This is a genomic window from Pontibacter amylolyticus (assembly GCF_014638845.1).
GTDB lineage: Bacteria > Bacteroidota > Bacteroidia > Cytophagales > Hymenobacteraceae > Pontibacter > Pontibacter amylolyticus.
Window position 1 is genome coordinate 134,403 of sequence record NZ_BMFP01000007.1, and the last position, 13,472, is coordinate 147,874.

Sequence of the window (13,472 nt, forward strand, 5' to 3'; positions counted from 1 at the left end):
TATTCATTCGTAATTACGCTTTTGCTATCTTTGGGAAAGAAGTTATTTTGCCGATCACTTTGGAAAAAACAGACCAGATCAATTTACTATACATCTCCTACTACTGGCCTCCTTCGGGCGGGCCGGGCGTGCAGCGTGGATTGAAGTTCTGCAAATATCTGCCACAGTCAGGTGTGCAGCCCAGTGTGCTGACCGTTGACGAGAAACAGGCCTCCTACCCGGTGCTCGACCATACCTTTGCGAGCGAAGTGCCCGAAGGTACAGCCGTCTACCGCACCGCCACCTCCGAGCCTTTTGAGTATTACAAGAAACTCTCCGGCAAGAAAGAAATACCTTACAGTGGCTTTGCCAACGAAGAAGCCAAGACCGGCTTTCTGGACAAAGTGTTCAAGTTCGTGCGCGGCAACCTGTTTATACCTGACGCCCGCGTAGGCTGGAACAAGCATGCCCTCAAAAAAGCTGACGAGTTGCTGAAGGACGGTCATTTTCAGGCGATCCTGACCACCAGTCCGCCCCACTCCACCCAGCTAATCGGCCTGAAGCTGAAAGAAAAGCATGGACTGCCCTGGATTGCGGATCTCCGCGACCCCTGGACGAACATCCATTACTACGACCAGCTCTACCACACCCCGATTGCCAGGCGCATCGACCGGAATTATGAGTTGCATGTGCTGGAGCGGGCTGATGCCGTGATCGTGACCAGCGAGGATACCAAACGCCTCTTTCTCAACAAACCAGCTAAGATTGACCCGGATAAGATCCATGTGATTCCGAACGGGTATGACGAGGATGATTTCATTTACCCCTCTACCCCACCGCAGGACGAGTTTCTGATCACGTATACTGGTACCATTACCGAGAATTACAACATCGATGTGTTCCTGAAAGTAATTTCGCAGCTGCGCTCGGTGAACAGCGACATCCGGTATAAACTGCGCTTCGTAGGCAAGGTATCAGAGGGTGTGAAGCAGCGCATCAGCAAGGCCGGTCTGGAAGGTATAACAGAGTTTGTGCCGCATGTGCCGCACACCGAAGCCATCAAGTACCTGATGGAAAGCACGATGCTGCTGATGGCCATAGCTGATGTGCCTGCCGTGTACTCAAATGTGCCGGGCAAGCTGTTTGAGTACCTGGCCTCGAATAAGCCGATCATCTGTCTCGGTCCCGTGCACTCCGACACCGACCGAATCATTGACGAGTGCGGTGCCGGCCGTTTATTCCACTATACCGCTCACGAGCTCATGCTCGACCACATGATGCTGATGAGCAAGGCCTGGACCATCAACCCGAACCTTGACCTGCCCTACCTCAATCATGCCCAGTTCTCGAGACGTGAATTGACGGAGAAGCTGGCCAGGGTGGTGAAGCGGTTGGTCGTAAAGGCTGCCAGGGTTTAGTCAATTTTCCAGTCTACCGTAACGGGTTTGAATTCATCTACTATATAGGAAATTAATATTTCCCTGTTATCTATAACCTTAATGACGTAGCGGGTTGTTCTGAGGTTGAGGAAAACGGAATCAGCAGCTGTGGGCATACCTAAAGCTGATTGTGAGAGGCTTGCAAGCCTTTCTTTCGTTACAGTGAAAGATGTTTCGCCAGGTTTTACTAAATAGCCGATTTGTCGAGTCCGATTAATAGAGGGCGATGGAAGGACTTTACCTATGCCTTCTTTAGGGACAATTAACAGTCCAACTATAATACTGTCTTTTACAGAATTTCTTTCGAATTCAAACCTAATGTCTTCGTCAAATGAAATACGCGTAGGTACTACATGCCATTTAGCAGCTTCCGGGACATCAGTCATCTCAACCCTATACCCCTTACTCTTATCACTATTTAAGTACTCCCATTTCAAATTTCTCACCTCATGTTGCTTCCCGTACAAGTTCCAAGATGTAGAGGGTCTCGAAGTGTCACAGATATTATTAATATAGACCTCAGTGCACATGGCCTGCCCGTTTATATTGCTGCTTTGAAGCGGGACATGGGGCCCATTGGTATCCTTCCCGCTATACGAGGCCATGAAGTACCCTTTATCAATCGTAAATCGAGAAGGTGTGCCAGATGTAAAGAAATGATTTTCCGTGTATCTGAAAATCCCATCAACTTCATCATATTTACCAGGTTTGACAGGAACATCAGTGGTGTTAGCATCTACTACAATATATTCTACCTCCTCCAGGGTAGGTATAGCTGTATTGTCATTGTCGGAATCACAACTGTAGAACATGAGCGTTAAGCCAGCCAGGAAAAGGGAGGATCTGTAAAATTCCTTCATGAGTTTGTCTATATAAAGGTGGGACGTTAAATACAAGGTATTCTTAATATTCTATACAAGCAATTATTATTCCATTATTAAAGTGCTAAACTATATTTAGCAAATTAAAAACCTTCAACTCTTTAACAATTCTAGATTTGTAGTGCCCTACTACCCAACCGGATGATTTAGAATTTAAGCGGAGTACAATTCGCCACATTCTGATCCGGCAAAGAAAGATGTGCCTCGCAACTCTTTTGGCTAGCTATAAGGTGGCATAAGTGGATTACAGGCGTGGTTTGTAAAAGTTATTACTTTATGATGTACCCGACCTTTACTCCCATCGATACATGCGGACGGTAGAAGGCTCCTTCCTTTCGGTCAATGGGTGGAAACCAAACATCCGTTTCTTCAAAATACTCATGCTCTACTAAACCAACGGGCTTGTGCGCTATAGAGAGTCGCCTTACCCCTAAGCCAAAAAAATGGTCGAATACAAAATTGTTGACTTTAATCTCTATCCCATACTTTAAACTTGCTACCCATACTGTCCTCTTTATATCCGAATAGTCAAACCTGTAGTATGAATTATTAGTGATCAGATAATCCTGCTCTTTTACATATTGCTGCGGGAAATACATGCCCTCCATGGACAAGTAGGATGAAGCGACCGATTTTGGTTGCCCAACGAAGTATTTTAACTCCGCTTTCGTTTTAGAGTACCTGTAATTCTTCCTTTCACTCTCACCGTCCATTACGAGATTTCGAAATGCCTGCATTTTAAACCCATGGTCTAACGATAATGCGAATCGCTGATGAATGTGCTTCTGGATACCAATTTGCAGAACGCCCGTTATCGGGTCAAAAAAATTTAAAGGAGCAATGTGGAAACGTACTTTTTCGTCTGCGCTCTGACTGAAAGCACTGCTACTCATCGTTAGTAAAAAGAATAGGACGAATAGGACCGCTTTGTCTTTCATTGCTTATAATTTTTACCAAAGGTATGCCCTTAATGCAAGCGCAGTTTCTATCTGAATATTCAGCATTCCACTTCAAGTTAACTAAATATACCTAAACTCCTATATCCTTCAACCACGCTTCTACCTCCTGCACCGGTACGGTATAGTTCTCGAGTTTATCTCCTGTTGTACCGATCACCGCGCTATACCTGAAGCCGAGTGCTTTGCAGAGGAGAAAGTAGTGCGTCTTGATTAGGTTGGCTGGGTGAAACTCGAGCACCTGGCATTGCTCGGAGAAAAGCAGGTTGGTCAGGCCAGCGCCGTGGGGGGCCATAACGGCCTCAGACTCAAAGAAAAGCTGTACCTGCTGCTGATAGGTCAGTTCCTCGGCCCGCACCACCTCAACGCCATACCGGCCGAGCAGCGGTAGCAGTTCCAGTTCATTCAGCACACGACGGGTTTTGGCATTGGCGCGACTGATGTAAATCCTTCTTTTGGCCATATTTGGCTGCACGCCATAGCCGTGCCATACCTTCTTCCGCAGCCAATTGGCTATTTCCCGGGGCAGAAAGCCACTTTGTGCATTGGCCACAAAGGAGGGTAGTACAAACTCCTCCACCTGCCATTTTTCGTGTTTGCCGATATAGGACACACTAGCCTGGGGATACCCTTTCAGCACAAAATGCATTGTTTCGAGTTGGTACGGAGCCATGTCGCGGCGCATGATGACCTGAATTGGTTCCTGGATATGCTCCAGCACCAGGTATAGGCGCGATAGACAGTCAAAGAACCAGTGGTAGTTGTTGTGGTCAGCCCAGGGCAGGAACAGCACAGAGGTATAGCGGCCGACGCGCTTCTTGGGCAGTAGCAGCGAAACCTCCTTGAAAGCATCGGACTTGGCCAATCGGCTCACCTCCCCTACCGACTCCACCACGACCTTGCCATCCAATACCAAAGCGCCGGAGTTACCCAGAAGCTGCACATCTTGCAGACGCACCAGGTATAGCTCCTTTTGCCGGTAGCCCAGACTATAGTCGATGGCATAATTGAAACTGCGGGCAGAATCCTCCAGAAAAGCCTTCTCCGCATCATCGAAATCCAGTACGTAGCTGGGTCTGAGCGATCGTTTGCCCGGATGATGCAACACCGAGGTATAGCGCGAGTGATAGCCCAACGTATGCAGCAACCCAAAAAAAGCTTTTTTCAACATGGAGAAGTTTGACAGTTTGGGAGTTCAGGAATTTACAAATTAGTTATTGTAGGGACAGGTCGCGACCCGTCCGTATCGTTCACGGGCAATCAATTATTAGCAATCATGCACCGGAATACCCTCTGGGGGCTCAAGTGGGTTAATCGCCTACAAGCAAAAATTCCCCCTTATACATAAACAGCAAATAACAACATCCCTCTGCAACAACCAACAAAAACAATATCAACCATTCAACAATTTAAGCAATCAACAATTAAATATTTAACTTGCACCTTGGCGTGGGTTACAGATGATGCGCCCCGGTATTAAGCAAAAAATCAGCATGGCATTAGACCTTAACAATAAGTCTATTTTGATCACTGGCGGCACAGGCTCGTTTGGGAAGAAGTTCGTGGAGATGGTATACGCCCGTTTTCCGGACGTAAAGCGCGTGGTCATTTACTCCCGCGACGAGCTCAAGCAGTTCGAAATGTCGCAGGTGTTCCCGCATAGCAAGTACAACTCCGTTCGTTACTTTATCGGCGACGTGCGCGACGGCGATCGTTTCAAAAGAGCCTGCGAAGGCATCGACATCATTGTGCATGCCGCCGCCATGAAACAGGTGCCTGCCGCTGAGTACAACCCGATGGAGTGCATCAAGACGAACGTGCTGGGAGCCGAGAACATCATCAACGCTGCCCTCGACACCGGCGTGAAGCACGTGGTGGCCCTCTCTACCGACAAAGCTGCTGCTCCGATCAACCTCTATGGTGCCACTAAACTGTGCTCCGACAAGTTGTTTGTAGCCGCCAACAACATGAAAGGCAAGCGCGACATCAAGTTTTCGGTGGTGCGCTACGGTAACGTGATCGGCTCCCGTGGCTCGGTGGTTCCTTTCTTCCTGAAGAAGCGCGATGAAGGCGTACTGCCGATCACCCACCCGGAGATGACCCGTTTCAATATTTCGCTGGAAGAAGGCGTAGAGTTAGTTTTCCATGCGTTGGAGCACCATTGGGGCGGCGAGATTTTCGTGCCGAAGATTCCGTCATATGTCATCACCGACCTGGCTGAGGCCATTGGTCCGAACTGCAAGCAGGAGGTGGTTGGTATACGTCCGGGTGAAAAACTACACGAAGAGATGATTACCGAAACCGACTCTCTGAGTACGGTGGAGCTGGATAAATACTATGTGATTGTGCCTTCTACTCCGCTCTGGACAGTGGAGGATTTCATCAAAGCGCATAACGGCAGGATGGTAGAGATAGGCTTTAAGTATAACTCCGGTACCAATTCCGATTGGCTTAGTGTCGAACAACTCCGCGACCAGATCCGACAGCATGTGGACCCGGAGTTTAGTGTGTGATTTATTGAATTGTTAATTTGTTGATTGTTGAATGGTTGCCCGTGCATGATTGCTAATAAATGAATGCCGGTGCACTATTGGACAGCTCTCGACCTGTTCCTGCAAAAGCATCATTAACTACTCACAATTTCAGAATTTACCTCCTTACATGCATAACGAAAAGCACATGCGCCCTATCCCCTACGGACGTCAGAACATCACCGAGTCCGACATACAGGCGGTGGTGGAAACGCTGCAGTCGGACTTCCTGACGCAGGGGCCGAAGGTGGCCGAGTTTGAGCTGGCCTTCGCCAGGTACGTGGGCGCCAGATACGCCGTGGCGGTGAGCAACGGCACAGCCGCCCTGCACCTGTGCGCCATGGCGCTGGGCGTAAACGAGAACTCGCGTGTGATCACCACGCCCATCACTTTCGTGGCCTCGGCCAACTGCGTGCGCTACTGCGGCGGCACCGTGGAGTTTGCTGACATCGACCCGGCCACGGCCCTGATCGACATCGGGCAGGTGCGCCGGATGCTGGAGGGCAAGCCAAAGGGCTACTACAGCGGAATTATACCTGTGGATTTTGCCGGCAACCCGGTGAACCTGGAAGTGCTGCGCGCACTGGCAGACGAGCACGGGCTGTGGATCATCGAGGACGCGGCCCACGCGCCGGGTGGCTTCTTTGTCGACAGCCAGGGCGAGCGGCAGTTCTGCGGCAACGGCAGGTATGCGGACATGGCCATCTTCTCTTTCCACCCCGTCAAGCACATCGCCACGAGCGAGGGCGGCATGGTCACCACCAACGACGAGGAGCTCTACAGGAAGCTGCTGCTTTACCGCACCCACGGCATCACCCGCGACCCTGCCTTCATGGAGGAGAACCACGGCGGCTGGTACATGGAGATGCAGGCCCTGGGCTACAACTACCGCATCCCCGACATGCTCTGCGCCCTGGGCATCACGCAGCTGGCACGCGCCGACGAAGGCATGGCCCGCAGAAGGGAAATAGCCAAGGTATACGACGAGGCATTTGCCGGCGCGGCAGGTATAGAAGTGCTGGGCACCAACCCTTCGGCTATAACTGAGTCTGGTGAGACGGGCCACGCCTACCACCTGTATGTGATCCAGGTGGCCGACCGCAAGGGGCTCTATAACTTCCTGCGCGAGCATAACATCTTTGCGCAGGTGCACTACATCCCGGCCCACACCATGCCTTACTACCGCAGCCTGGGCTACAAAAAGGGTGACTTCCCGAAAGCAGAGCGCTATTACGAGGCTTGCCTGAGCCTGCCCATGTACCCAACCCTGACGAACGAGGAGCAGCAATACGTAATAGAGAAAGTAAAAGGTTTTTGTAAAGCTTGAACTTGAGCAATCAAACACTGGCACAGCGGCTGATCCTGGGCACGGCGCAGTTCGGGCTCCCTTACGGCATCAGCAACCAGCGCGGACAGATTCCGGAGTCCGAGGTGTCCGCTTTACTTGCCGAAGCAGCGAAGGCAGGTATAGACACCCTGGACACGGCGGCAGCCTACGGCAGCAGCGAGACGTGCCTGGGTAATATCCTCAGCACGCTGCCAGGCATGTACCGCATCATCTCCAAGTACCCGCCCAACCAGCCCGACAAACCCATCGCGCAGGCCTTCCGCGAATCGCTGGAGCGACTGCGTGTTGACAAAATTTATGGCTATCTGCTGCACAGCTATGCGAGTTACAGTAGCAGGCCAGGTATACTGGACGAGCTCCAGGAACTGAAAACATCCGGCCAGGTGGAGAAGATCGGTATATCCCTCTACCATCCGTCCGAGGCTGAGGAGTTGCTGCAACAAGAAGTGCCCATCGACCTGGTACAGTTCCCCTACAGCATCTTCGACAGGCGCTTTGAGGAACTGCTGCCCGAGCTTCGGGAACGGGGAGTTGAGACGCACATCCGCTCCGTATACCTACAGGGACTCTACTTTATGCAGCCGGACCAATTGCCGCTATACCTGCAGGAGGCAGCGCCCAAACTGGAGCGCATGCAAGAACTGGCCTGCGACTACCAACTTCCAATCGGGGCGGTTTGTCTGGGTTTTGCGCTGGCAAATCCTTATATTTCCAGAGTAGTGATCGGTGTGGAGAGCCTGCAGACCCTGCAGGAGAACATCAGCTTCAGCAAGATGACCATCCCTCAAGCGCTGCATACCGAACTGTTAGCATTGAAAGAAGAAAACGAAACGATACTTTTACCCTACAAGTGGCCCGCACGATGAGCAGTCTGTCCGATCTATTTTCCCTCACAGGTAAGGTGGCACTCGTCACCGGTGGCTACGGCCATCTGGGTACCGCCATCAGCCTGGGTCTGGCCGAGGCCGGTGCTACCGTTTATGTGCTGGGCCGAAGCAAGGACAAATTCCAGGAGGCTTTCAGTAAGCATACTGCCCTTAGCATTTCATTCGTCTACTGCGACATCTCCGATACCAAAACCGTTACAGCCGCCTTTGAGCAGGTACAGCAGGAAGCGGGCCGAATCGACGTGCTGGTGAACAACGCCTTTTACTCCAAAGGACAGCAGCCGGAGCAACTCACGGACGAGGACTGGGCCTACGGCATCGACGGCAACCTGAACAGCGTCTACCGCTGCATCCGGGAGGCGATCCCCTACCTGAAGCAGCACGGCGGACGCATCATCAACGTGTCGTCCATGTACGGCATGGTCTCCCCCGATTTCAGTATCTACGACGAAAGCCCGGCTTTCCTGAATCCGCCACACTACGGAGCCGCCAAGGCGGGCGTGCTGCAGCTCACACGCTACTTCGCCTGCTACCTGGGCAAGCACAATATCACCGTCAACGCCGTTACGCCGGGTCCTTTCCCGAGTGAACAGGTGCAGCAAAACGAGGTCTTTGTCGGGCAACTCAAAAAGAAGAACCCGCTGGGTCGCATTGGCCAGCCCGACGACCTGAAAGGGGCCTTCGTATACCTGGCCTCGGACGCTTCGGCCTTTATGACGGGTCAGAACATGGTGCTGGACGGAGGCTGGACGGCATGGTAAAGGTCGGCGCCATCATACAGGTGCGCCTGGGCTCGGAGCGACTGCCGGGCAAAGCGCTGTTGCCGCTGCCCTTCGGTGAAACTACCAGCCTGCTGGAGCATGTGGTGACGAATGCCCACGCGGCCCAATCGCTGCAACAAACGATCATCGCGACCACCACCCGAAGCGCCGACGATGCCATTGAGGCTTTTTGCAGCGCTAGGGAAATTCCCTGTCTGCGTGGCTCTGCTGACGATGTGCTGGACAGATTCCGACAGGCTGCGCATACCTCTGAACTGGATCTGATCGTGCGGCTCACCGGCGACAACCCCTTTGTGATGCCGGAAACGATCGACCAGGCAGTAGAGAAGTTGTTACAGACAGCATCAGATTATACCATCACCACCGGACTTCCCCTGGGCACCAACGTGGAGGTATTTACCCGTCAAACCTTGGAAAAAGCCGCCGCACAGGCCACGGCAGAAGCCGACCGGGAGCACGTAACGCCCTATATCAGGAGAGAAGCCGGATTCAGAAGGAAGATCTTGCCTTTTGATTCCCCCATCGAAGTGCTGCGCCTGACCGTAGACTACCCGACAGACTACGCGTTGGCTGCCCTGCTTTTCGAGCGGCTCTGGAAACCGGGCCAGTCGATCACGCACGAGGCAATTGGCCAGTTGCTGCACGAGCAGCCCTGGCTGCAGGAAATCAATGCCGCCAATGCGCAGCGGCAGGTCTTTGTAACCGAGGAAGACGAAATCGCAGCCGCCAGGAAACTGCTGCAGGCCGGAGGATTTAGCAGGGCGCTTTTAAAACTAGGCTAGTATGAACAGGAAGACACGCATTATTTTCAGGGCAGACGGGAACAGCCGCATTGGGCTGGGACACGTCATGCGCTCTCTGGCGCTGGCACACATGCTGCGCCGTGACTATGAGTGCGTGTTCGCCATTCAGTCCCCCGACCAGGTGCTGCAGGAACGGATACGGGAGGTATGCGACGGCATCATCGTGCTTCCTCCTGCTGAGCCCGACGTTGACCGCTTTGTGCACGAACTGGATGCTTATATTTCAGCAGAAGAGATCGTGGTGCTGGACGGCTATACCTTTGGCACAGTTTACCAGCAAAACATAAAATCACGTGGCGCGGCCTTGGTTTGCATCGACGATATTCATGCCTATACTTTCGTGTCCGATGTGGTCATCAATCCGGCAGGTGGGGTTTCGGACGAGCGTTACCAGACAGCACCCTATACCCGGTTGCTGCTCGGTCCGCATTATGCGCTGCTCCGTCCTGTTTTCCTGAGAGCCGCCAAAGCTGCCCGGGCTATACCAGAGGGTGAGCTGCGTGTGCTGGTTTGTATGGGTGGTGCCGACCCAGATAACCATACCTGGCAGTCTTTGGAAGAGATGCAAGCTATACCTGCCGTGAAGCATATCGAAATAGTGGTGGGCAGCGCCTACAGCCATTCTTCTGAACTGAAGCAGTACCTCAAAAAATATCCGCAGGCCAAACTGCACCGCGATTTGTCTGCCGAAAGTCTGCGACGTCTGATGGCAGAGTGTCAAGCCGCTGTCACCTCAGCCAGCGGTATTTCTTATGAATACGCCGCCGTGGGAGGTATTTTGTTTGTAAAACAAACCGCCGACAACCAGGCAGGCATGCACCAGTTCCTGACCTCTACAGGTATAGCGCGTGACTACAGCAGCCTTTCGCAGGTGTTACAGGCAGGTATAAGTGAGCGGGAGTTTGAGTCTCAACTTACAATCCAGCGCCAGCACTTCGACGGCAAAAGCCCGGAGCGGCTGTTGGAGATGTTCCAAAGTCTTGGTCTAACAACCCAACTGAAACTCCGGAAAGCTATACCTGAGGACTTGCACCTGCTATTTGACTGGGCCAATGACCCGGAGGTACGGCGGCACTCCTTCAACCCGGAACCGATTCCACTGGAGGACCACACTCGCTGGTTTCAAGCCAAGCTTGACAACCCCGACGCCATCCTCTATCTTGCTGAGGCGGATGGCAAGCCGGCCGCCCACATCCGCTTCGATATCCACGACAACACGGCTACGATCAGCTACCTGATTGGGGCTGACTACCGCGGCAAAGGGCTGGGCCATACCGTACTGCTCAAAGGTATACAGCAGTTGATGCAGGACCGACCCGATGTACAGCTTGTGGCGGGACTGGTAGAGCAGCAGAACAAAGCATCTGTGCGGTCATTTGAGAAAGCTGGTTTTGCGTACGGAGAAGCAGATCCCGCGCACCCGAAAGCATTCCGTTTTGTCTGGCAGCCAACGGCCAGCGCATAGTTTAGAAACAAAACCATGATCAACGATATCAATATAGCCGGCCGTCTGATCGGCCCTTCCCATAAGCCCTTTATCATCGCCGAGATGTCGGGCAACCACAACCAGTCGCTGGAGCGCGCGCTGGCTATTGTGGACGCCGCCGCTGACGCGGGGGCCGACGCCATCAAGCTGCAGACCTACACGGCCGACACCATGACGCTTCCCGGCGCCCTCACCATTGAGGACGAGGGTTCGCCCTGGAAAGGACGTGAGCTGTATGACCTCTACAAAGAGGCCTATACCCCCTGGGAGTGGCACCAGCCGATCTTCGAGCGGGCACGGGAGCGCGGCATCATCGCATTCTCCTCCCCTTTCGACGAGTCGGCGGTGGACTTTTTGGAGAGTCTGGATGCGCCCGCCTACAAGATCGCCTCTTTTGAGAATACGGACCACCCGCTGCTGCGCAAAGTGGCCGCCACCGGCAAACCTGTGATCATGAGCACCGGCGCTGCCACCGTGCAGGAGGTGGCCGAGGCCGTGCAGGTGCTGCGCGAGGAGGGCTGTCTGGAGCTGATTCTGCTAAAGTGCACCTCCACCTACCCGGCCACGCCGGAGAACACAAACCTGCGCACCATCCCGCACCTGAGCGCCCTGTACGACGTGCAGGTCGGCCTTTCGGACCATACCATGGGCGTTGGGGCCTCTGTCGCCGCTGTGGCACTGGGCGCGACCGTCATCGAGAAGCACTTTACGCTCAGCCGCGCCGACGGTGGGGTGGACTCCGCCTTTTCGCTAGAGCCTGCCGAACTGCGGTCGCTGGTGGTGGAGTCGGAAAGGGCCTGGCTGGCGATGGGGCGGGTGCAGTACGGCGTGCAGCGGGCGGAGGAGAAAAGCCGGCTCTTCAAGCGCTCGGTCTATGCTTCGAAAGACATTCAGGCAGGTGAAGCCTTCACCAAAGAGAATATCCGCGTGATCAGGCCGGGCCTGGGGCTAGCGCCGAAACATTATGATAACCTGCTGGGTAAGAGTGCCGCACAGGACATCAAAGCGGGCACGCCGTTGAGCTGGGACATGGTATAACACATGAAAAACTGGTATACGCTCTACAGCAACATCTTATACCTGCACTTTTCCGAAGGATTTTACCTACTGCCGGAAAGTGCCAAAAATGCAGCCTCTCCTTCCAATCCGTTCCTGCGTGTGCTGCGCATGGCCGGCTATACCCTGGTGCGGCTGCTGGGCAATCTGTTCACGTCAGTAGAGCAGCCGGAGCGACTGCAGGGCAAGGTATGGCTGTATGTGGTGAGTCAGAACAATTACGACAGTTTGCACTTTCTGGAGGCTGCTATACCTGAAGCCGTGATGGTAGCCGGCCAGAGCAAGGCCATTGGCAGGTATAACCAGCAGGTGGCACGCCTCTCGCTTCGCAAAAAGCTCTTCTATTACTACAAGTTTCTGCCACTTTTCTTCCGATTTCTCTCGCATCGAAAAAACAGTACGCTCCGCTTCGTGGACCTGCTCTACGATGCCGTCGGCTTTTACGAGGTATACCTGCAAAAGCTCCGGAAATACCGACCGCAGGCCATCGTGTTTGCCAACGACCACAATGCCGATGCCCGCGCCATGCTGCTGGCGGCGAAGGAGTTGGGCATATCTACCGTTTACGTGCAGCACTCCAGTGTAAGCAACCTGTTCCCGCCGCTGGCCTTTGACCTGGATCTGCTCGAGGGACAGGACTCGCTGGACAAGTACAGGCAATGCGGTCCGGTACACGGCCGGGTGGAGTTTATCGGGATGCCAAAAGCTGATCAGTTTGTGCCGCTCCGCAACAGGAACCACCGCGTGCAAACACTGGGTATAGCCTGTAACCTCATGGACCGGGTAGAGGAAGTCGAGCAGTTAATCCGACATATCAGCCATGATTTCCCGCAGTTAAAAATTCTGCTGCGCCCCCACCCCCGCGACAAGCGCAGCTATACCTTTGCCACAGGCATCAGCTCGAACATTAACCTTACTAACCCGCGACAACAGTCTGTTTTTGAGTACCTGCGCGAACTGGATATGCTGGTGAGCGGAAACTCCGGCATCCACCTGGAGGCGGTGCTGCTGAATGTGTGGTCCGTCTATTTCAACTTCAACCCCAAAGAGGAATTGCACGACTATTACGGCTACGTAACGCACGGGCTTGTGGAAGAGGCGGCTTCATATGATACCCTAAAACCGCTACTGGAGCAAGGCATCCAGCAAAAACCCGAGGTATACCTACGGGCCAAATATTATAATGCGACAGTGGGTACGGAATACGATGGCCGAAGTGGAGAGAAAGCGAGTGCCCTTATTAATAGTATGCTGGCTGAGAGCAAGCGTTGTCATTTTCATACTGGCAACTCTGCCTGAATCGTCTACCTTTGTGGCCTGAATT

At 53.3% G+C, this 13,472-nt stretch carries 12 protein-coding genes; 9 read left to right on the forward strand and 3 right to left on the reverse strand.

From position 1 onward, the window contains the following. Positions 1-59 precede the first annotated feature (59 nt). Positions 60-1,397 (forward strand): glycosyltransferase family 4 protein, encoded by a 1,338-nt coding sequence (locus IEV97_RS16960; protein ID WP_188502686.1) that lies wholly within the window; start codon positions 60-62, stop codon positions 1,395-1,397. On the opposite strand, the gene IEV97_RS16965 is transcribed toward IEV97_RS16960, so the two are convergent. From IEV97_RS16965 to IEV97_RS16975, 3 genes are all read right to left on the reverse strand, one after another. After that, on the reverse strand, positions 1,394-2,278 hold the full coding sequence (locus tag IEV97_RS16965; protein ID WP_188502687.1) for a hypothetical protein: 885 nt from the start codon (positions 2,276-2,278) through the stop codon (positions 1,394-1,396). The two genes, IEV97_RS16960 and IEV97_RS16965, sit on opposite strands and share 4 nt — an antisense overlap. 290 nt (positions 2,279-2,568) lie before the next feature. After that, positions 2,569-3,237 carry a hypothetical protein gene (locus IEV97_RS16970; protein WP_188502688.1) on the reverse strand — a complete coding sequence of 223 codons (669 nt, stop codon included), beginning with the start codon at positions 3,235-3,237 and terminating at the stop codon, positions 2,569-2,571. Positions 3,238-3,328: 91 nt separating this feature from the next. Continuing rightward, positions 3,329-4,426: a glycosyltransferase family 61 protein gene (locus tag IEV97_RS16975; RefSeq protein WP_188502689.1), complete on the reverse strand. Its 1,098-nt coding sequence runs from the start codon at positions 4,424-4,426 to the stop codon at positions 3,329-3,331. Between the two features lie 322 nt (positions 4,427-4,748). On the opposite strand from IEV97_RS16975, the gene pseB reads away from it, so the two are divergent. The 8 genes from pseB (at position 4,749) to IEV97_RS17015 (ending at position 13,447) form a co-directional block, all read left to right on the forward strand. Then, positions 4,749-5,768, forward strand: a complete 1,020-nt coding sequence (gene pseB / locus IEV97_RS16980; protein WP_188502690.1) for a UDP-N-acetylglucosamine 4,6-dehydratase (inverting) — start codon at positions 4,749-4,751, stop codon at positions 5,766-5,768. Between the two features lie 148 nt (positions 5,769-5,916). Further along, entirely contained in the window at positions 5,917-7,113 is a 1,197-nt protein-coding gene (pseC, locus tag IEV97_RS16985; protein ID WP_188502691.1) for a UDP-4-amino-4,6-dideoxy-N-acetyl-beta-L-altrosamine transaminase, read from the forward strand. Positions 7,114-7,115: 2 nt separating this feature from the next. Beyond that, positions 7,116-8,000, forward strand: a complete 885-nt coding sequence (locus tag IEV97_RS16990; protein WP_188502692.1) for an aldo/keto reductase — start codon at positions 7,116-7,118, stop codon at positions 7,998-8,000. Next, on the forward strand, positions 7,997-8,782 hold the full coding sequence (locus IEV97_RS16995; protein WP_229734005.1) for an SDR family NAD(P)-dependent oxidoreductase: 786 nt from the start codon (positions 7,997-7,999) through the stop codon (positions 8,780-8,782). The genes IEV97_RS16990 and IEV97_RS16995 overlap by 4 nt, the downstream gene beginning before the upstream one ends. Then, positions 8,776-9,585 (forward strand): cytidylyltransferase domain-containing protein, encoded by an 810-nt coding sequence (locus IEV97_RS17000; protein ID WP_188502693.1) that lies wholly within the window; start codon positions 8,776-8,778, stop codon positions 9,583-9,585. The genes IEV97_RS16995 and IEV97_RS17000 overlap by 7 nt, the downstream gene beginning before the upstream one ends. Position 9,586: 1 nt before the next feature. Continuing rightward, the gene (gene pseG / locus IEV97_RS17005) at positions 9,587-11,071 is read left to right on the forward strand and encodes a UDP-2,4-diacetamido-2,4,6-trideoxy-beta-L-altropyranose hydrolase (protein ID WP_188502694.1); all 1,485 of its coding nucleotides are present in this window, start codon (positions 9,587-9,589) and stop codon (positions 11,069-11,071) included. A gap of 15 nt (positions 11,072-11,086) precedes the next feature. Continuing rightward, positions 11,087-12,130, forward strand: a complete 1,044-nt coding sequence (gene pseI / locus IEV97_RS17010) for a pseudaminic acid synthase (RefSeq protein WP_188502695.1) — start codon at positions 11,087-11,089, stop codon at positions 12,128-12,130. 3 nt (positions 12,131-12,133) lie between these two features. After that, positions 12,134-13,447, forward strand: a complete 1,314-nt coding sequence (locus tag IEV97_RS17015) for a glycosyltransferase family protein (protein ID WP_229734006.1) — start codon at positions 12,134-12,136, stop codon at positions 13,445-13,447. Positions 13,448-13,472 lie beyond the last annotated feature (25 nt).

Bases quoted from the DNA above. Each gene is read 5' to 3' on its own strand.
- IEV97_RS16965 (WP_188502687.1), bottom strand. From the start codon at position 2,278: ATGAAGGAATTTTACAGATCCTCCCTTTTCCTGGCTGGCTTAACGCTC.
- IEV97_RS16970 (WP_188502688.1), bottom strand. From the start codon at position 3,237: ATGAAAGACAAAGCGGTCCTATTCGTCCTATTCTTTTTACTAACGATG.
- IEV97_RS16975 (WP_188502689.1), bottom strand. From the start codon at position 4,426: ATGTTGAAAAAAGCTTTTTTTGGGTTGCTGCATACGTTGGGCTATCAC.
- pseB (WP_188502690.1), top strand. From the start codon at position 4,749: ATGGCATTAGACCTTAACAATAAGTCTATTTTGATCACTGGCGGCACA.
- pseC (WP_188502691.1), top strand. From the start codon at position 5,917: ATGCATAACGAAAAGCACATGCGCCCTATCCCCTACGGACGTCAGAAC.
- IEV97_RS16995 (WP_229734005.1), top strand. From the start codon at position 7,997: ATGAGCAGTCTGTCCGATCTATTTTCCCTCACAGGTAAGGTGGCACTC.
- IEV97_RS17000 (WP_188502693.1), top strand. From the start codon at position 8,776: ATGGTAAAGGTCGGCGCCATCATACAGGTGCGCCTGGGCTCGGAGCGA.
- pseG (WP_188502694.1), top strand. From the start codon at position 9,587: ATGAACAGGAAGACACGCATTATTTTCAGGGCAGACGGGAACAGCCGC.
- pseI (WP_188502695.1), top strand. From the start codon at position 11,087: ATGATCAACGATATCAATATAGCCGGCCGTCTGATCGGCCCTTCCCAT.
- IEV97_RS17015 (WP_229734006.1), top strand. From the start codon at position 12,134: ATGAAAAACTGGTATACGCTCTACAGCAACATCTTATACCTGCACTTT.